At 48.2% G+C, this 19413-nt stretch carries 18 protein-coding genes; 8 read left to right on the forward strand and 10 right to left on the reverse strand.

The window, feature by feature from the left end:
• Window positions 1-18: 18 nt before the first annotated feature.
• The 4 genes from C9J03_RS13810 to C9J03_RS13825 are packed head-to-tail and all read right to left on the reverse strand — an operon-like array spanning window position 19 to window position 4783.
• Entirely contained in the window at window positions 19-774 is a 756-nt protein-coding gene (locus C9J03_RS13810; RefSeq protein ID WP_044621404.1) for a glutamine amidotransferase-related protein, read from the reverse strand.
• 8 nt (window positions 775-782) lie between these two features.
• The gene (locus C9J03_RS13815) at window positions 783-1946 is read right to left on the reverse strand and encodes an iron-containing alcohol dehydrogenase (RefSeq protein ID WP_044621403.1); all 1164 of its coding nucleotides are present in this window, start codon (window positions 1944-1946) and stop codon (window positions 783-785) included.
• Between the two features lie 3 nt (window positions 1947-1949).
• Window positions 1950-3401 (reverse strand): aldehyde dehydrogenase family protein, encoded by a 1452-nt coding sequence (locus C9J03_RS13820; RefSeq protein ID WP_231580591.1) that lies wholly within the window; start codon window positions 3399-3401, stop codon window positions 1950-1952.
• A gap of 14 nt (window positions 3402-3415) precedes the next feature.
• Window positions 3416-4783, reverse strand: coding sequence for a glutamine synthetase family protein (locus C9J03_RS13825; protein WP_044621402.1), 1368 nt, complete (start codon window positions 4781-4783; stop codon window positions 3416-3418).
• 229 nt (window positions 4784-5012) lie between these two features.
• Between C9J03_RS13825 and C9J03_RS13830 the strand changes: the two genes are divergently transcribed.
• The 3 genes from C9J03_RS13830 to C9J03_RS13840 all read left to right on the forward strand — a co-directional run bounded on the left by C9J03_RS13830 (window position 5013) and on the right by C9J03_RS13840 (window position 6561).
• A complete protein-coding gene (locus C9J03_RS13830; RefSeq protein WP_044621401.1) occupies window positions 5013-5690 on the forward strand; it encodes a DNA alkylation repair protein in 678 nt (225 codons plus the stop codon).
• A 128-nt stretch (window positions 5691-5818) separates the two neighbouring features.
• The gene (locus C9J03_RS13835; protein WP_039456125.1) at window positions 5819-6169 is read left to right on the forward strand and encodes a RidA family protein; all 351 of its coding nucleotides are present in this window, start codon (window positions 5819-5821) and stop codon (window positions 6167-6169) included.
• 74 nt (window positions 6170-6243) lie between these two features.
• The gene (locus C9J03_RS13840; protein ID WP_052829646.1) at window positions 6244-6561 is read left to right on the forward strand and encodes a DUF1496 domain-containing protein; all 318 of its coding nucleotides are present in this window, start codon (window positions 6244-6246) and stop codon (window positions 6559-6561) included.
• A 137-nt stretch (window positions 6562-6698) separates the two neighbouring features.
• Here C9J03_RS13840 and C9J03_RS26735 read toward each other — a convergent pair whose 3' ends face one another.
• The 3 genes from C9J03_RS26735 to C9J03_RS13850 form a co-directional block, all read right to left on the reverse strand.
• Window positions 6699-6863, reverse strand: coding sequence for a hypothetical protein (locus C9J03_RS26735; protein ID WP_162845569.1), 165 nt, complete (start codon window positions 6861-6863; stop codon window positions 6699-6701).
• A 348-nt stretch (window positions 6864-7211) separates the two neighbouring features.
• Complete coding sequence (locus tag C9J03_RS13845; protein WP_044621400.1) at window positions 7212-7511, reverse strand: YfcZ/YiiS family protein; 300 nt, start codon at window positions 7509-7511, stop codon at window positions 7212-7214.
• 179 nt (window positions 7512-7690) lie between these two features.
• On the reverse strand, window positions 7691-9616 hold the full coding sequence (locus tag C9J03_RS13850) for a RecQ family ATP-dependent DNA helicase (protein WP_044621399.1): 1926 nt from the start codon (window positions 9614-9616) through the stop codon (window positions 7691-7693).
• Window positions 9617-10162: 546 nt separating this feature from the next.
• On the opposite strand from C9J03_RS13850, the gene C9J03_RS13855 reads away from it, so the two are divergent.
• From C9J03_RS13855 to C9J03_RS13875, 5 genes are all read left to right on the forward strand, one after another.
• Window positions 10163-11806, forward strand: coding sequence for a methyl-accepting chemotaxis protein (locus C9J03_RS13855; RefSeq protein WP_044621398.1), 1644 nt, complete (start codon window positions 10163-10165; stop codon window positions 11804-11806).
• 131 nt (window positions 11807-11937) lie between these two features.
• Window positions 11938-12882, forward strand: coding sequence for an SPFH domain-containing protein (locus C9J03_RS13860; RefSeq protein ID WP_039456115.1), 945 nt, complete (start codon window positions 11938-11940; stop codon window positions 12880-12882).
• Window positions 12879-13337, forward strand: coding sequence for an NfeD family protein (locus tag C9J03_RS13865; RefSeq protein WP_044621397.1), 459 nt, complete (start codon window positions 12879-12881; stop codon window positions 13335-13337). The genes C9J03_RS13860 and C9J03_RS13865 overlap by 4 nt, the downstream gene beginning before the upstream one ends.
• Before the next feature lie 368 nt (window positions 13338-13705).
• Window positions 13706-14545 carry a 2OG-Fe(II) oxygenase family protein gene (locus tag C9J03_RS13870; RefSeq protein WP_044621396.1) on the forward strand — a complete coding sequence of 280 codons (840 nt, stop codon included), beginning with the start codon at window positions 13706-13708 and terminating at the stop codon, window positions 14543-14545.
• A gap of 173 nt (window positions 14546-14718) precedes the next feature.
• A complete protein-coding gene (locus tag C9J03_RS13875) occupies window positions 14719-15177 on the forward strand; it encodes a cytochrome c (protein ID WP_044621395.1) in 459 nt (152 codons plus the stop codon).
• A gap of 54 nt (window positions 15178-15231) precedes the next feature.
• On the opposite strand, the gene C9J03_RS13880 is transcribed toward C9J03_RS13875, so the two are convergent.
• The 3 genes from C9J03_RS13880 to gshB all read right to left on the reverse strand — a co-directional run bounded on the left by C9J03_RS13880 (window position 15232) and on the right by gshB (window position 19338).
• A complete protein-coding gene (locus C9J03_RS13880; protein WP_044621394.1) occupies window positions 15232-16230 on the reverse strand; it encodes a YdcF family protein in 999 nt (332 codons plus the stop codon).
• A gap of 113 nt (window positions 16231-16343) precedes the next feature.
• The gene (locus C9J03_RS13885) at window positions 16344-18326 is read right to left on the reverse strand and encodes a flavohemoglobin expression-modulating QEGLA motif protein (RefSeq protein WP_044621393.1); all 1983 of its coding nucleotides are present in this window, start codon (window positions 18324-18326) and stop codon (window positions 16344-16346) included.
• Window positions 18310-19338 (reverse strand): glutathione synthase, encoded by a 1029-nt coding sequence (gshB, locus tag C9J03_RS13890; RefSeq protein ID WP_044621392.1) that lies wholly within the window; start codon window positions 19336-19338, stop codon window positions 18310-18312. The genes C9J03_RS13885 and gshB overlap by 17 nt, the downstream gene beginning before the upstream one ends.
• Between the last annotated feature and the right edge of the window lie 75 nt (window positions 19339-19413).

Genomic DNA, 19413 nt, shown 5'->3' on the forward strand with positions numbered 1-19413 from the left:
AGGCGCAGTTTGATGGAGTTATTCGGTATTATCGAAGATCTGTTGATGGCTTAACAGTTGCCTATAACGGAAAAATTGGATGATCCACTGTGTCATTTGAAGGTGGTCTGTTGGTTGCTCTAGTGAATCCACTGCGTTTTGGTAAGTAAGTGCTGGATAGGTGCTTTTTCTGAATTTTATCAAGTCGAAAAGGTATTCTGGGGTGAATTCGGGGTGGCCTTGAATGCCAAGGAAATGTTCACCGACCAGCATCATGCTGTTGGGACAAAAATCACTGCCTGCCAGGATTGTACTGTTTTCTGGTGGGCGAATGACTTGATCTTGATGGCTTACCAGAAGGGTTATTTTGCTTGGCTGCTCGGTTAACCAAGGTGGTTGCTGTATTAATGGGACGTCAAGGCTGACTTGAGTTGCTCCTATTCCCCATCCCCTATCAGACTGTATTACTTCTCCTGCAAGTGCTTGGGCCATCATTTGATGGCCAAAGCAGATACCCACCAGGGGTTTATGCTGAAAATAAAGTTGGTGAACAAAGCCTTGGAAGACATTTATCCAGCGGTTTTGCTCATAGACACTATAGCGGCTGCCACTGGTTAGGTAGCCGTCGCATTCACTTAATGATTGCGGATATTGGCCGTCAATAACTCGGTAAAACTGCAACGCGATGCTTGGGTCCACTGCCGCAAACAGGTTGGAAAACATTGCTGGGTAGTTGCCATGTTTCGGCTGCAATTCGGGCCTGACATCATCACACAGTAATACGCCTAGCTTCATCTTGATTCCTATAAGTCGAGGGTGCCGTTAAGCGCATGGTTAAACAAGGCGAGATATTGCTCTTGGCTAAGGTGGATCGGGTTTCCACTGGCCGCTGCATCATTTACCGACTGCGCAGCAATGGTTGCTTGCTCCTGAGCGGTCACGCCAAGCTGAGCTAGAGTGTGAGGGATACGGAGCTGCTTACGCAATGCTAGAGTCCACTCAAGTACGCCATCGAAGCCATCTTTGTCCAACTCGAGATAATGGGAGAGCCTCTGCATTTTTTCATGCAGGTAATGCCGATTGGCACAAAGCACGTAGGGCATCAAAACGGCATTGAGCAAGCCGTGATGTAAGTTGTAGCGCGCCCCGAGGGTATGTGCTAACGCATGCATAGCTCCAAGCCCTTTCTGGAATGCCGTTGCTCCCATGGATGAAGCAATTAGCATCTGGGTTCTTGCCTGTAGGTTGCTGCCGTCAGTGTAGGCAATGGGGAGGTAGAGCTTTATCAGTCTCATGCCTTCAATCGCGATAGCTTCGGCCATCGGGTGGTAGCTCGGGGAGCAATAGGCTTCAAGGTTATGCGATAGCGCGTCCATTCCCGTTGCCGCAGTGAGATGCGGGGGCAGATCAACGGTCAGAGTTGGGTCTAAAATAACCTGCTCGGGCAGCATCTTCGGGTGGAAAATGACCCGTTTGCAGTGGCTTTGGCTATCCGTAATGACCGATGCACGGCCGACCTCTGAACCTGTGCCTGCTGTTGTGGGTAGAGCAATCACTGGGGCGATAAACGAGGGATCGGCTTTTTTCCAATTGTCGTCAATATCTTCAAACTGCCACAAGGGGTGCTGCTGTTTTGCCACTAAGGCAATGGCTTTGCCGGTGTCGATTGATGAGCCTCCGCCAACGGCGATAACAGCGTCATGCCGGCCTTCGAGAAAGCACCGGATGCCGCTTTCTACTTGCTCGCCGGTCGGGTTTCCCGAGAAGTCGCTGAAAACGGATACAGCCAGATGGCCGTTATGGCACGCTGCGATAATCCCCCTAATAGCTTGGGTAGCGGCTAGCGAGGGATCAGTGACAAAGAGTGGGCGCTCAATAGATTGCTGTTGGCATAGTGTGGCCAGCTGTGAACTGGCATTTTCGCCAACAAGGATTTCGGTAGGGTAGTGCCAATGCAGGAGAGTCATGAGTTAGTCCGCCGCCTTGGGAGCAATGGTAGTATTGCTAATGTGCTTGAGGTGGAATGACTTGGGACGAGTCAGCGTCTCAAACCCGAGTGAAGACAGTGTATAGCCTTTTCCGGACTGTTTTATCCCTGTCCAAGCCAATGCGGGATCCAGGTAGTCACAGCGATTAGCGAAAAAGGTACCGGTTTCAACTTGCTCGCCAATTTTAATGGCTCGCGCCATATCCGGGGTGAAGATGCTGGCAGTTAAACCGTATTCACTATCATTCATTAGGTCTATGGCTTCTTGATCAGAGAATACTTTCTGGATAGGCAGTACCGGGCCAAAGGTTTCCTCGGTCATGACCTGCATTTGGTGGTTTACGTCCGTTAATACTTGTGGGGCAAGGTACGGGCTACCGGGCTTGCTATTGGGAAAGCAGGCTTCCGATATATGAGCTTGGGCGCCTTTTTGTTTGGCCTCGACGATTTGCTTTCGGACATGGTCGGCGGCTGACGTCGATATCAACGGCCCCAATGTGGTGTTTTTGTCGAGCGGAAAACCCAGTTGGTACTGATTGACGAGCTGGACTACCTTTTCGACAAATTCGTCATGGATTCGGTAGTCGACATAGACCCGCTCGATGGCGCAGCATGATTGGCCTGCATTGTAGAGAGCGCCGTCGACAATGGTTTCAACGGCTTGGTTTATATCGGCATCATTGCATACATACGCGGGGTCGTTGCCGCCTAGCTCAAGACCCAGCCCATGGAAGTGGCCGGCCGCTGCCTTTTCGATGCTGGCCCCTCCCGCCACGGAACCAGTGAATACCACATGCTGCACTTGATCGCTGCTAACAATAAATTCTGTTGCCTCATGGCTTAAGAACAGGTGCTGGAAAACCCCGGCGGGAAGTTGCGCTTCATCAAAAGCCTGTTGGAACCGCTGGGCGCTGAGCGGGGTATGGGAAGACGGTTTTAAGATCACGCTGTTTCCGGCCAATAATGCAGGAATAATGGCGTTGACTGCGGTGAGGTAGGGGTAATTCCACGGAGAGATGACCATTACTGTACCGAGCGGCTCCCGGACCATATATCGGGTATATCCGGTTTTTTCAGGGAGCTCGATGGTGGCAAGTGCTTGCTCACAATGCTTGATCATGTAGCGAGCTCGCTCCTCTACCCCTTTTAGCTCACTGCTGCTATGGCGTATCGGCCGTCCCATCATCCAGCTCAGTTCGCTGGCTATCATATCCCGGTGGCTGAGCAGGGCATCGATTGCCCGTCGGCAATATTCCTGCCTTTGCGCTAGCGGGGTTTGTTTCCACCTCTGTTGCGCGTTGCTTGATTTATCTAACGAGTGCTGGATGTCCTCATGTGTTGCCATAACAACGGTTGCGACAACACTGCCGTCTGCAGGAGATATCGTATCTTGGGTAACTCCTTGCCGGTTATCAGTTTGGGCTGAATGCTTCAAGGCCTTTCCTCGCATCATATAATTTCGAAGTAACGGCTGAGCTCCCAGTCAGTTACGTGCTTCCTAAATTCCCTGTCCTCCCATTCGCGCGATGCGGCAAAATGGCCGACGAAGGCCTGACCGAACAGTGAAACAGCGGCTTCTGATTGCTTGAATTGCTGAGTGGCATCCCATAGCGTGCGTGGTAAGGCAAGGGTATCGCTATGGGTTTGTTGGTAAGCATTTCCTAACACCGGTGGCGTAGGCTCCCAGCCTTGTTCAATACCAATAAGGCCAGAACCCAGTGCAGCCGCAAGGGCGAGGAACGGGTTGGCATCCGCCGCCCCGATTCGGTATTCAATACGTTGCGACTTTTCCGTACCGGTTATTACCCTAAGAGATGTTGTTCGGTTTTCGATGCCCCAGGTGGCATCTGTCGGTGCCCAGAAGCCAGGAATCATTCGGCTATAGCTGTTAACAGAAGGAGCGACCATACACAGTAGCTCCGGCATAAGGCGCTGTTGGCCTGCAAGAAAATGCCGTTGAAGCGAGCTCATCGAATGGAGGGCATCGCCATCGAAAAAGGCATTTTTGCCATTTTGATCGCGTAGCGAAAGGTGGATATGACCACTCTGTCCGGGGTAGTCATTGCTCCACTTTGCCATGAAAGTTGCCATCAAATCATTCTTCTGGGCGAGCACTTTCATATAGGTTTTAAAGAGTGCGGCCTTGTCCGCGGCATGACAGGCAAAGTCGACCGCTAGTGCGGCTTCTATCACCCCGGGGCCAGTTTCGGAGTGGATGCCTTCAATCGGGAAGTCCATGGTTTCGCCCATCGCGAGGATGGACTTATAGAGCTCGGAGTAGGTCGAGTTGCGTATCATCGAATAGCCAAACCAGTCGGGGGTTATTGGCTCGAGATTGCGAAAGCCCTTTTCTCGGACAGAATGTGGCGTTTCGCGGAAGAGAAAAAACTCGTACTCGAAAGCTGCTCTTGGTATCAATCCCATTGATTTGCATTTATCAAGTACTCGATGGAGCGTGGCCCTTGGGCAGACGGATTCCGCCTCTCCGGCAAATTCAGCCATAAACAGCAGCATGCCATTTTCACCTAATACCTCCCGGCAACTGGAAGGGATGATACGAACTGGGGCATCGGGGTAGCCTGTATGCCAACCTGTGTATTGGGTATTGTCGTAGAGCTGATCTTTGACATCCCAGCCCAGGACCACGTCGCAAAAGGCAAAGCCATTATCTAGGGAAGAGAAGAACTTTTCCTTGGACATATACTTGCCGCGCATTACACCGTCGTTATCGAACAATCCGACTTTGACGTGGCTAAGCTTGCGCTCTTCGATGATCTGCTTGGCATCTTTAGCCGTTTTGACCTCTCTTGGCACCATAGGTGGGTATCCCTTCTGTTGGCTGAGCGGTGTTCAGTTAAATAGGCAAATAAGCATTGGTATTAGGATTTTTTTATTGTTGTTATAAACCTAGGAAGAGGTCGGACATTCGTCAACTTTATCAGTACGGTGAAAAAGTCTCACTTGCAATTCATTGGTACTATGGCAGCAACTGTGTTCCAATATCGCCAAAATATTTTAATGATAAGTAAAGAAAAGGAAGTTATTGATGTCACTTGTTATTCCTATGGTGATATTCATGCAGCAGCGAATGGCCGAAGCTGGAAATGTCAATGATGCGAAAGCCATGCAAGCGTATATGAAAACCGACCAGCCGTTCTATGGGGTAAAGGCACCTGAGAGGAAGGCAATATTCAAGCAAGCTCGTGAGCATACGAAGATCACGTCTTTCATTGAGTACAAGCGATTGGTGCTTTGGCTATGGTCAGGGGAGAACCGCGAAGAGCAATACCTCGCGCTGGATGTGGCTGAATACTACAAAGCCTTTCGTACTATCGATGCATTTCCTGTTTACGAAGAGATGCTGACAGAAGCAAGCCACTGGGATACAGTCGATAAGATTGCGTCTAGCTTGATTGGTCCATTGGTGAAGGAACACCGAGAATTAGAACAGGTTGTCCGCAATTGGCGTCAATCAGACAATATGTGGTTATGCAGGGCGTCTTTGTTGGTTCATCTCAAGCATAAGTCAGAGACCAATTTATCCTTGCTTGAAGAGACCATTTTAATGCTGGCGAGTGAGAATGAATTTTTTATTCGAAAAGCGATTGGCTGGGTGCTTCGAGAATATGCGAAAACAGACTCTGATTATGTCAGGTCTTTCGTGCAACGATACCAAGAACAATTATCTCCATTGAGCCGGCAAGAGGCGCTGAAAAATCTGTAAGTAAGACGTTAGCTATCAAAATGATAGTTAGAAATACTTTTTACTGAGCTGGATGTAGTTGTTAATATAGCGGTGAGCCGTAATCGATAAGAATTACATTGAAACGAATACATTAAAAGGCAATTACTGTGATTGAACGTCAAGAAACTGGTCAGCGAATGAGTCGTATCGTTAAGCATAACGGAACTGTTTACCTATGTGGCCAAGTGTGTGCCGATGCGACGCAAGGCATTACCCAGCAAACTCAAACCATGCTGGACAAAGTAGAAAAACTTCTGGAACAAGCGGGCAGTGATAAAGAGCACATGCTTTCTGCGACTATTTATATCAAAGATATGAAAGATTTCGCTGAAATGAACGCAGTGTGGGATAACTGGGTGCCAGAAGGTCACGCGCCGGCACGTGCTTGTGTTGAAGCGAGTATGGCACGCGAAGCGTTGTTGGTTGAAATTTCTGTTGTTGCTGCCGTTAAAGAGTAATTGCGATACCTTTTTTCTTAAGTAAAGCGCTAAATGGGTCGATGATATAGAGCAGGGGTATCAAGGAGAAGATGATGAACAAGTGGAATCTGGTAAAGCCAGGGAGTAAACAAGGTTTATTCAAACCGTCGCTTTTCACACTTACCTTGTCTTTATTGCTGATGTTGCCTTACTCCCAGGCTGTGGTAGCAAAAGAGATTTCGGTGAAGTCACAGCCCAAAGTGAGTCTTGAGGGGACATTTAATACTCAGCGAGTTTGCTTCTATGAAGGGCGATCCTACTCATTGGGTGCCGTGATAGCCATTGAAGGCGTGCTGCTGGAATGCCAGCCGGAAAAACACTTCGAATCTAACGGTGCCCTGAAATGGGTAAGAATCGAAAACAAGGTGTAGTTTAAGTAAAGCGGATAAGAAAATGCAGCCAAACCCCAAAGGGGCTGGCTGCATTGTCGTAACAGGGGGAACTGTTACTTGGGTTCTTGCGATAATCGTTCGAGCGGTATTTGCCACCAAGGGCTAACAGTAAGCTCTTAACGAACTAGGCGGCCGGAATCAGGGCCAACTTTGCCTGTCCCACCTTCATGGTGAGCGGTCTTCACTCCCATTTCCTGCATCAAAAATTCTTTCAATGCGGCAGATTCGCGCTCGTTGGTTGGTTTCCAGTTAGAGATCACTCGTGCTTTATTGCTGTTCATCGAATATTTCCTTTTCTTTCCATGATATGGGCTAAATATCATGTGCTTAGTGATTCATAGTCATGCTGTCATTTTTATACAAAACGAAATTAATTTCCACTATTAATTCGTTATGCGAATGCAGTCAATTTGATATTCATAGCTAACAGAAAATCGCCTGCAAGCATATCTGACCAGTATTGTGGGAATATATGCAAACAAACGGAGTAACTATGTCCTTGTTGAGTGCTTTATTAAATATAGCTGCAAATGGATAGAAAAAAAGCCGATACCCAAAGGGAATCGGCTTTTCTGGAATCTGAGAAAAATGTTGTAAAATTACACAATTTTCCCGTCTGATAAGACTTATTAACGCATTAGCGAGCGTGTTTTAAGTTCGAAGATCAGCTTTTCAGCGCTGCATTCGAACTGGAAGCGAGCTGTTAGTTCTGTGCTGTCGTCTTGCATAGGGCTAACTTCATGCTTGAAGTTGGCGTTTACTTCCTGTGCAAGGGCTAGGTAGTTGGCAAGCTCTGCTTCGAGCGCAGCTTTATCACCACCGAAGATTTTTACGTCAGCAACATCATCATTTTCTTTGATGATGAAACCCATCTCAGCTGAAACACCGCAAGCTTCGCAGGTTTGGTATTCTTGGCTTTCGTTTGTCATGGCGTTTACTCTTTCTCCATTTATATTATGAGGCTATTTTAAAACTTTGTGATGAAGATCGCTATGGGGGAATGTTATTTTTCATAATACAAATGTGTATTGGCTGGATGAGTTGATAGGGAGAAGTTGGTAGGGCGAGTACCAACTTCTAATAATTCGCTAACGCTGTCCTAGTCAAGTTAGGTAAGGTGCGGATAACACTGACTAATTTGCGTCAGGGTTTGCTGGAACGGGTATTGTTCCATTTTGCCAAAGCCAGACAGCTGGCGGGCTTTGATTGTAGTATGAAGCGGACTTGTCATACCGCAAAGGAAGCGCGTGATCGCTGCTGCCGAAGGTGGGGTCGGGCAAGCGGCAATAAATGGGTCGCACCAAGCCTTTAGCATGTTCTCGGAGACTTCGGCCTGTTGGGTGTCTGAAGGTAGTGTTGCAATATTACCCCGGCAAACTGAGCAGTGGCCGCATTGCTGCGGGGCGTGGTGATCGGCAAAGTAACTGGCCAGCTTATGGCTGAGGCATTGCTCGCTTTCGAAGAAGGAAAGCATGTTGTCTAGCCTTGAGATTTCACTCTGCTCCTTGGCTTTGAACAACTGATAGAGGCGTGTAGCCTCTCGACCGATATCGAAATTGGGGTTGGTCACCCGGTACACATCGGTCATTTGCTTGCTTTCCAATGCCACCCAGCCCTTTTCGCTGAAATAGTCGATGGCGGCCACAACACGCTTTCTCTCTGCTTGTGTGGTCTGCCACAACGCATCAAAGTCAACAGTGTGCCAGGTACGTGCCTTTGGCGAGCAAGCAAATATATCGCTGACGAACTGCTGCCTCTCTCCCTGGAACTGGTTGATGATAAATTGCTGATCAACAAGTAGCTTGAAGCGATAATCTGCAAAGTAGGTGTATTGAGGCTCAATGATGTCGGCCATTTCCAAGTACACCAGCAGGGTCTTCAATGGCAGCATGCGGATGTTACTTTCCTTGGATAAGCGTAATTGCACGACCTCCCATTGAGGTACATTTTGTTGGATCAGCCTAAGTACTGTTTCAATCGCTGATTGATCCGGCGTGTCGCCATAAACAAAATTCTCTAATACATTCAGTCCAGACTTGCTGCCAAGCAAAATACAATCAGAGTGCAGGCCATCACGACCGGCGCGGCCAATTTCCTGACTATAGTTTTCAATCGATTTAGGCAGATCAAAGTGGATTACCCGGCGGATATCAGATTTATCGATCCCCATGCCGAAAGCGATAGTCGCAATGATGCATTGGTGCTTGCCTGCCATGAAGTCATTTTGGATTTGCTGGCGGCGCTCGCTATCCATCCCTGCATGATAAGCCTGTGCCATCATACCTTGCTGTTGTAAGTAAACCGCCAAATCTTCCGCTGTTTTTTGCAAGGTCACATAAACAATGCTCGGCAGTGATGGATTGCTGCTGAGTGTTTGGAATAAAGCCGCTTGCTTTTCATTTTCCGGCGTCGGGGCAATGGTCAAATCGAGATTGTGGCGATAGAAGCCAGTGATAACGATATCGTCTGAATTAATGCCAAACTTTTGCCCCATATCACTGATCACCGCGGGTGTGGCTGTTGCTGTCAGCAAGAGGACCTGAGGAATATTAAGCAACTGGCGGTATTGCGGGAGCTTGAGGTAATCGGGGCGGAAGTTATGTCCCCACTCGGAAATACAGTGGGCTTCATCGACCACCAGCAATGAGATAGGTACTTGGGAGATAAACTGACGAAAGCGCTCATTGTTTAATCTCTCGACTGAAATCATCAGGATCTTAATGTTGCCGGAGCGCACCCCTTGCATTACCTGCTGAGTCTCTTCCCATGTCTGGCTCGAATCGATAGAGGCGGCCTGTATGCCTTTGCTGTGCAGGAAACTGATTTGGTCTTTCATCAATGCCAACAGCGGCGAGATCACGAGCGTCAGGTGAGGAAGCTGTAGAGCCGGAAGTTGGTAGCACAGTGATTTGCCAGATCCGGTTGGGAAGATAGCGGCAGCTGAATGGCCATCAACGACCTTGCTGATCACTTTATCTTGACCTGGACGCAGGCTATCGAAGCCAAAATACTGTTTAAGGTTATTGAGATACATGGGCAATACACATAATGAGGGCAATCCGTAGATCATACCTAAGTATGGAGGGATTGCCCACGGAGTTTGCTTATTTGCTTATTGATCGCTAGTCGCCGTATAAGAGACGGCTAGCAGTTGCACCAAACTGTGAAGTGGCTCGAGTGGCGCTTAAATTGACCTGCAAGATGGTAGAAATCATCAACCCGCGGTTTGCGATCGGCAAAGGGCATCTTCGGTAGAGCGTGATGGTGGTTCATGCTGCACTTTTAATTTTCAATAAAATTAAGGAGTTGCCAGATTTTTATATAACTGACGATATGGGTCATCAATGGCTCAAAGCGTTGTGTATGGGAAATGGTTGTAATGAGCTTGGTTGTATAATTTACATCAGTTGATAACCAGCAAATGGCTGGATGCTAAGATGGCGCTTCAATTCATACCTCTTTGATTTATCACTGCGCATTGTTGTTGTCGTTAGCCTTCGATATTGTTTCTTGGTTACTGCTTGACAGGTAGCGGCAAGCTGTCGAGATCAAGAGGGGAAACAATATTTTGGAGTGTGTTATGTCATTGATTCATCACCTTAGTTTTCGCTGGAAGCTGATGATCCCCGTCATTTTTGCCATTACTATGTTTGTGGTGTGTTTTAGCCTTGTGGTGGGAGTGTCCAGCGATCAAAATCGCATGATTGAATTCCATGATCAGACTATCCAACCTGTGCTGTCACAGATGGATCAGGGCTATAGGGATCTGTATCAGGTAATTACCGCGGCACAAGGTATTGTTCTAGCTGCCGGGGATTCAGAGCTACTTGCCTACAACAAAGGGCTGTTTACTGATAATGAGCCCAAAGCCTTACCTCGATTGCTGTCTGCTCAATCGTTAATTTCCGAAGGGTATATTGATGGTCCAAGCCAACAGCACCTCAATGCCATCGAAAAAAAATATCAGCAGTGGATAGAGCATTATCAATATATCTTCGACAACCCTTCATTGGCTGAGGGGTATTATTCCGTTAATCGTGAAGAGATGAATAAGGGGTTTACCTCATTGATTGACCACTTCATGTTACTGCGTACGGCAATTGAAGCGGAAGAACAAGCCGTAAAGCTTGAATTGTATAAGAAAGTTGACCACGCAACGATCCTGCTTGAGGTTGGAGGGGGGATGACCGTGTTATTTTCCCTTGTTGGAACTTGGCTACTTTCAAATATCATTGTCTCCCCTTTAAAGCGACTTTCTGTTGCGATGTACGATATTGCCTCGGGCAATGGTGATTTGACCCAGCGTGTCACGGTGGATAGCCAAGACGAGGTTGGGCAGTTTGCAGAAGGCTTCAATGCGTTTGTGTCGACGATTCACCACACAATATCGGATGTATCGGCGACACTTGAGGTGGTGCAGCAGGCGACAGGCAATATCCAGCATTCATCCCAAGATGTTGCAAGCCATGCGACGGCCCAGCAAGAAGAAAGCGCCCATGTCGCCACTGCTGTTCATGAAATGAGTGCCACCAGTGAAGATGTCAGCCGTCATGCCGATGAAGCGGCAAGAGCCAGCCTGCATGCTAGCAATGAAGCAAGGGCAGCAAAATTGGTATTGGGGGAGGCTGTAGAGTCGATTCATCAGTTGGCAGATGATATCGAGAGCTCAAGCCTGGTTATCTCGGCGCTTGAAAGGGACGTTGTTAACATTGCCAAGATCTTGGATGTGATCCGGGGGATTGCCGAGCAAACGAATTTGTTGGCTCTTAATGCCGCCATTGAAGCGGCGCGTGCCGGTGAAAAAGGACGCGGGTTTGCTGTGGTCGCCGACGAAGTGCGAACACTGGCAAGTAAAACCCAAATGAGTACCGGTGAAATTCAAGCGATGATCGAACGGTTGCAGCAGGGTGCCAAAGAGGCGGTAGAGGCTATGGAACGGAGTCGAGAGAGCGGGATAGCAACGGTAGGCCAAGCAAATACTGCTAACGAATCGTTAGATCACATCAGTCACTCAATTGAAGTGATCAACGATATGAATGTGCAAATTGCGACAGCGGCTAATCAGCAGAGCCAGGCCAGTGAAAATATCAGCCATAATGTCCAGCTAATTGCAGATAAAAGCCAAGGAGTGGTTGATAAAATTACTACCACTAAAACGGCATTTGGCCAGCTGGCGCAGCAATGCCAGCAACTACATGGGCAAGTTGGTCGTTTTCGAGTGTGAAAACTGCTGTTGATGAATTCACGATATTTTATTGGTTTTTTATGTTAAATCAGTGCACTAGCCATTGTATTGAGATGGTTGCATACGCTATTCTGATTACCAACTGAACGCTGTTTATTAAGGAGAAAGAGATGCCGTACGATACTTTGATCACTGTGGGAATATTTATCATAGTGGCAATTGTGTTTATTGCCTCTGGAGTCAAAACCGTTCCACAGGGTAGTGAGTGGACGGTAGAGCGCTTTGGTCGTTATACCAAAACATTACGACCTGGTCTGAATCTCATCGTGCCGTTTATCGATCAAGTTGGTAACAAGATTAATATGATGGAGCGCGTGCTGGATATCCCCGCCCAAGAGGTGATTTCTCGGGATAACGCCAATGTGACCATTGACGCGGTGTGTTTCGTACAGGTAATTGATGCGGCCAAGGCGGCTTATGAGGTGACCGATCTCGAGCATGCTATTCGTAATCTTACGCTTACCAATATTCGTACGGTTCTGGGTTCAATGGAGCTTGATGAGATGCTCTCTCAGCGCGATACCATCAATAGTCGCTTGCTGAGCATTGTTGACCAAGCGACGAACCCTTGGGGGGTGAAAGTCACCCGTATCGAAATCAAAGATGTCCAGCCGCCAGCTGATCTCACTTCCGCCATGAACGCCCAAATGAAAGCAGAGCGTAACAAGCGTGCTGAGGTGCTCGAAGCGGAAGGGGTAAGGCAGGCTGAAATCTTGCGTGCTGAGGGCCACAAGCAATCAGAGATCTTGCGAGCTGAAGGTGACAAGCAAGCGGCTATATTGCAGGCAGAAGCCAGGGAGCGTGCTGCAGAAGCAGAGGCAAGAGCGACGGCTATGGTGTCTGATGCCATTGCCAAGGGTGATCTGCAGGCTGTGAACTACTTTATCGCTCAGGGCTACACCGATGCGCTGAAAACTATCGGTCAGGCTGATAATGGTAAAATTATAATGCTACCGCTGGAAGCGACAGGCCTGATGGGCTCTATTGCGGGGATCACTGAGATCCTAAGTCAGACCGGGGGTAAAAAAGAGGGCGACAAGGTTAATCCGGCATGATCACGATACTTGAGCAAATGAATGTGTGGCACTGGTTGGCATTGGGTCTAGTGTTGCTGCTGTTGGAGTTGTTGGGTACTGCCGGTTATCTGCTGTGGCTTGGGGTATCGGCATTGCTGGTTGGCGTGATTCTCTTTTTTATTCCGCTAGGCTGGGAGATGCAGTGGCTGACATTCGCTGTGTTCTGTTTGTTCACTACCTGGCTGTGGTGGCGTTATCAGCATACGAAAGATAAAGCCGGTGACGAGCAACGCTGCTTGAACCAGCGCAGTGAACAACTGGTTGGCCAAACTTGTGTGCTTGAGAAAGACTTCCCCGTCGGGCCGGGGCGTTTGCAGCTTGGCGATACGACGTGGTCGGCCAAATCAGAATCCAATATACCAGCAGGTACGCTGGTAGAAGTGGTTCGGGTTGAAGGCATTGTGGTCGTTATCAGAGAAAAAGTGAATCAATAGAAAGCTAACATCCAGGCTGTGATGACTGTAGGTGGCGCGCAATGGTAAGTTTATCGGCCTTGTATCCATTATATTGTCTCCGTGCTTGAGAGAAGTGCTCATAGCATGGCTTATTAATGCCCCTCTTTGCTGATTACCCCAATTAGCTAAGCGGCGCATTATTGGGTGTAATTAACATTAATGAAATGTGTTTGTTATTTGCTGGAATCGCCTCTGCACTCGCGGAGGCTTTTTTTTGTTTCTTGATGTAAACAGAATGTTTCCAAAATGACGGTGTTGGTGGCTATTTGCAAAGGATAGAATCCGATGCAACCGATTACGTCGGTGCTATAAACATTACAAGTCAGTTAGATAGAAGAAGATAACAAATGAAATTGGAAGCTGTAGATTATAACGCACCTGATGCCGCTGAGCGCTTTGTCGAGTCTCTTCGACGTACAGGCTTCGGGGTATTGAAGAACCATCCGATCCAGCAGCAGCTGGTTCAGTCAATTTATGATAACTGGTATGGCTTTTTCAACTCTGACGAGAAAGAAGCGTTTCGATTCAATACCGAGACCCAGGATGGTTTTTTCCCTGCCGAAGTTTCTGAAGTGGCGAAGGGGCATAGCAAAAAAGACATCAAAGAATATTTTCATTTTTACCCGTGGGGCCAGTGCCCTGACACGCTAAATGCAGAGCTTCAGCATTACTACGAGGAAGCAAACAAACTTGCTAGCCAACTGCTAGGCTGGGTGGAAGTTCATTCTCCAGCTGAGGTATCAGCGTTTTACTCACAGCCACTGTCATCCATGATTGATGGTAGCGAAAAAACCTTGTTGCGCGTACTTCATTACCCGCCGTTGAATGGTGACGAAGAACTCGGTGCAATCCGTGCAGGCGCCCATGAAGATATCAACTTGCTTACGGTGCTGCCTGCGGCTAATGAGCCAGGTTTGCAGGTAATGACAAAAGAAGGTGAGTGGTTGGATGTTCCATGCGACTTCGGTCACTTGATCATCAACATCGGTGACATGCTGCAAGAAGCCTCTGGTGGCTACTTCCCCTCTACCACCCACCGTGTGATCAACCCAGAAGGTGCAGATAAGACCAAAGCGCGTATCTCACTGCCGCTGTTTTTGCATCCAAAGCCAGAAGTAGTGCTGTCAGAGCGTCATACTGCAAATAGCTACTTGATGGATCGGCTACGCGAACTGGGCGTTATTTAATTTAGCTAGTTTTAACAATTGTTATTGCACGCCAGCCTAAGGGCTGGCTTTGATTGTGATCAAACGGCAATAAAACATTCGTCAATCGCAGTGATGACTCGCATATCTGCAACTACACTTACCTGAGCCTCATAATCTGCTGAAAAAACAAACTAAAGAACAGGTGGTAAGTTATGAAATATTTTACATTAGTATTTGGTACCTTATTGGCCATTATGCTGACAGGTTGTGAACCGCCGGAGCGTGGCAACACAGCTGCATTTACATTGCCACCGGGCAATGCGGCTCATGGTGAAGAATTGTTTATTCACTACCAGTGTTTGAGCTGCCATGTCATGGAAGGTTATGAGCGACCTGAGGTTTTGGATGAGTCCGGTGTAAGTGTTGCGTTGGGAGGTAAAGTTCCGTCACTTAAGAAATATCAAGAATTGGTAATTTCGGTCATAAACCCTTCGCACCGTATTGCATCCGGATATGATCCACAAGTTGTCACTCGGTCGGGAGAGTCGATTATGCCGAGTTATAACGATGTGATGATGGTCACCGACTTGGTTGACTTGATCACTTTCTTAGAAAGTAAGTATGAACTCGAGCCCTATGATTATACCGAGTACCGAGGCTTTTATCATTGAGTTCTATTTGCCAATCATAGCCAACCGTAAGGTTGGCTTTTTTATTTTGTCTATTTAAATCTGGTGGATGTCCCCCCATTGAAAAGCGGGTAATCCATAACTTCGAAGCGCATCAATGTAACAATTGATGCGTGTTTGCCCAGAAGGAAAGTGGTCGGGGGATAATCCATCCGCGACGGCGAGGTGGTCAAATGCAATGTGAAAGTTTTGTCTCTGGCCTCTGACTTGCTTTTGGCAGAGCTGAATGGTCTCAAACAGGATTTGTGTACGGTGAACATGAATAGACGCGCTGACCAAGGTTGCATGTTGTATCGGGTGCTCTTGTAATATTGCTAGGCTGTTTTGGGCGTTCTCGATGGTGTTGGCTGCTTGCTCTTCTTTGATAATCCGATCGCTTTTTATGCCATGTTCGACCAGCCACTTTTTCATTTGTGCCGCTTCGGTGGTGCCAGCCACTTCAAGCCCTCCGGTGACAATGATGAGGCTACCCGGTAAGTGTCTAGCAAGCTTGAGGGTTTGCTCTAATCGCTGTTTCAGAGGGCGAGCAATTGTTCCGTCGCTGTTAAGCTTGTAGCCAAGGGTCACAATGGCATGCTGTGAAGCCGGGGGGTGTTTAGGGGAGTGAACATTGTGATGATAACAAATGGAGGTACTGAGTTGTTCCTCAAGAATCTCGATAATTCCCAGTGCGTCTTGCGCGGAACTGGCATCGAGGCCCGAGAGTTGCTCTATATGCTGGCTGACAGGTGTTATGTTTCCCTGGTAGTGATGCCATAGGGCTAGATAGAAATGGAGTGTTATTTGTTGTCGGTGATTGGCAACGGACTGTGCCTGGGAATAGCCTAGAATCGCCTGTTCGATGTTCCCTCGGAAGCTGTCGATATTCGCCAAGGTGATGAGGGTATCGGCTCTCTCTCCGCCTTTTGTCGCATTGAGGGCTTGCGACAGGTAGTAGGTGACAGCGTCAAGGTTCGAGATGGTTTTGTTGTTTAAGTTGAAGTTGTGACGATGGGGGCTATTGTAGGCATCCAGGGCCTGTTGGATGTAGTCCATGCTTAATCTATATGCCTGTCGGAAACTTCGCAGTATTGACTTATCGTATCTTTCCTTCCGGCAAAAAGAAAGCCGCCAGGGATGACCTGGCGGCTATTTGGATTATAACCGTTTTACTTAATGCACTTGAGCAAGTAGTTGATGATAGGGTCGCTGGTATCCTTCATCGTTAGTGCTTTGGGTAAGTAAGCCGGCTTTTTGAGGATTTCTCGGGTGATCAATTCATCCAGCAGTGGCTTGAATTCAAAACCGGTTTTACCGATGAACATCGACGTGAGATCTTCACTGGCATAGGCATATAGTGCATCCTTAAGCCCCTTTAGGTACAGGTAGTCCTTGGTGAAGCCTCCGCCACGGTATGCCCGGGCGGTAACGGTAAAGGCTTGATCATTGCTGATACCATAATCATGCTTAAGAACATGGAAGGTCTCATTAAAGCTCTCTCCCTTGACCATCATATCGACAGCAATAACCCTCAGCGCCAGTGTTTTCAGGCGGTGCAGCGGGAAACTTCCCGATAGGTGCTCACACAATATGGCCAAACCCTCCTGGGAGTGGGTGTTACCCGGCAGGCCCAGCTTCAGTACCTTTAGAGGTTGCAAATCGGCGTTGGCGCTGGTTACAAGGTGCACACCCAGCTCGTGGTGGATCAGGGCATCCAAGTCCTTGCGGTTAAACTTCGCGCCTTGGTTGACCTTGATTGTCCGGCCACTGACCATCGCACGGGCGATCAATTGCTTGGAACCCGCAACTTTACACTTCATCCCGTATTCATCGGCAGCTTGCTTGAAAGCCTCAATCGCTTCCTGAGCGGAGATTGTCTCTTCATCTGGCTCGCTGTACTCACCGGCGTGCAAGATAAAGTTTGCATTGGCGATGTCGTTCTGATCCGGCTGGCCATAGTAGCGCAGCGAGTTGTACAAGAACTCTTCCGTGCCGATACTGGTCAGTAGGTCGATACGGACTGCAAGCTGATCGATAACCTTGCGGTACATCGCCTGAATATCCGCATCACGGATATCTTCCACTGGCAGGCGGTAAAGCTGTTCGCGGAACTTGAACGGGTCCAGGTTCAGCTGACGGTACGTAAAGTCAGGCTGGTAGTCATATGGACGGTGCAAGAACCGACGTTTCTCCTGCTTGATATTCAGCGGGTTGATATAGCTAAGGGTATTTACCCCTCTGGCAATCGAAAACAGCTGGCGATCGAGTTTCAGCACCTCTCGTGGCAACTTGGAAGCAAGCACATGGCTGCTGGTCAGTTTTTTGACCTTGGTCCGACGCAAGATGGTTTCTGCGGCGTGTTCGGTCAACACGTTTTTCATATCAGCACGCAGTTTCTCGATAACCAACGGAAAGCTTTCACCGCGCTCTTCGTCCATGAAGACCTTCTTCACTTCCAACGGCATGATCAGTGTATTGGCGAAGTTGGTTTTGACAAAGCTGGCTTGATAGCCCATCCCTTGAAAAACATCATTTACTTCTGCCGTGACATCAATATTTGGCAGCTCGATGTTACGCAGCTTGCCGACCAAGCTGTCAATTTCCTTGCGCCAGCGGCGGGTATTGACTTGCTTCGTACCCAAGTTAAATACAGGCACATCTCGCTCAATGCGCTGGTAGTTGTATGAGTGAATATCATACAGCAGACAAAGGCCAAACTTGCTCTCCAGCGTGTCAATCAGGCACGCCAAAATACGGTAGTAGCAGTTATGCTTGGCCAGTGACACCGCCCGCTCGTCATCAGAAAGCGGTGTTTGCCAAACCGGTTTGCCCCAGGCTTCGTCGTAAATGCAGTTTTCAGGTGCACGGTTCAAGTCATACTCGTAGCGTGAGTCCTCGCCCTGAAGCACGATAGGCAGCGAGGAAATGAAATCGCCCGTGAAGGGATCTTCCTCAAAATAACGTTCCTCTTCAGCCAACAGACACTTTGGCATCAGATCACCGCGCAGGCGGTGACCGTGATGGATAGCTGTTGCGATATATGGCTGATATTCGCTGATACGAATGGTCAAGCTTCCATCGTTAAGCTGGGCTTCAAACGGAACAAGTTGCTGGATTTTCTCCAGTACTTCCGCTTCAGAAAGTTGTAGCATCGGCAATCACCTGACGAAATTCATTTTTACGGTTGATACTGACTTCTTTAGCCATCACAACACTTTCAGCAAAATCAATGACCTGTGCTTGTAGTTTGGTACGGTTCAAGCGGTTGATACGAGTAATGCCGCCAGGGCTCAGTACGTTGACTTCAACCAGTTTGCCGTTGATAACATCCAGCCCTACAAAGTAAAGGCCATCGCGAACCAGCTTTGGACCGATATGCTTACACAAGCGAAGCTCTTGTTTGGTCAGCGTATGTTTCACTTCTTTGCCGCCGGCGTGGATGTTAGAGCGCACATCGCCTTTGGCTGGTACGCGGCGCATTGCACCAATTGGCTCACCGTTGAGCATCATGATGCGAACATCACCTTCTTCCGCCCCTTCGATGTAATCCTGTAGAATCACGTAGTTCTTGTCGTCGCCAATGTAGAAATCCAGCAATGATTTCACGCTAGACTTGGCACTTTTCTCAACAAGAATGACCCCCTTGCCGCCATAACCGTTTAGCGGTTTCATGATCATGCGTTCATTTGGGTTTTCTTCCAGAACACGTTCCAAGTAATCGCGGTTCTTCGACACATGGGTCACCGGAATGAACTCGTTGTTTGGATCTGGCAGCGATGTGGTGTATAGCTTGTTGTTTGCCACACGCAAACCGTCGATGTCGTTCATGATAAAGGTATGGTCGCGAACGGAATCGAGGAAGTTTAGTGCCATGGTATCCAGTGGCGGGTTGGCGCGCATGAAAATAACATCAAAGCCAGCCAGTGGCAGCTGGGCCTTGCGAAATTCCGCCTTGCGATAAAAGCTAGGGATATTGCTAGATACCGCGCCCTTTTTCAGTACTTGGCAGAATGCAATAGCCGTACTGTGTCGCATAGTCAGATTATTCGGTGTTGTAATGGCAACCGTGTGACCGCGTGTGGCAGCCTCGTGGATCAGACGCAATGTCGAGTCATTTTCTGGCTCAACTTTGTCCCACGGATACATAACAAAACAAATCTTCATAACAATCGCCTAATTACTGTCTCTTTTGACAGGGATAAAAAAGAAGTAAGCCATCGCACGAAGGGTGGATGGCTT

This window comes from Photobacterium gaetbulicola (assembly GCF_003025515.1).
Classification (GTDB): domain Bacteria; phylum Pseudomonadota; class Gammaproteobacteria; order Enterobacterales; family Vibrionaceae; genus Photobacterium; species Photobacterium gaetbulicola.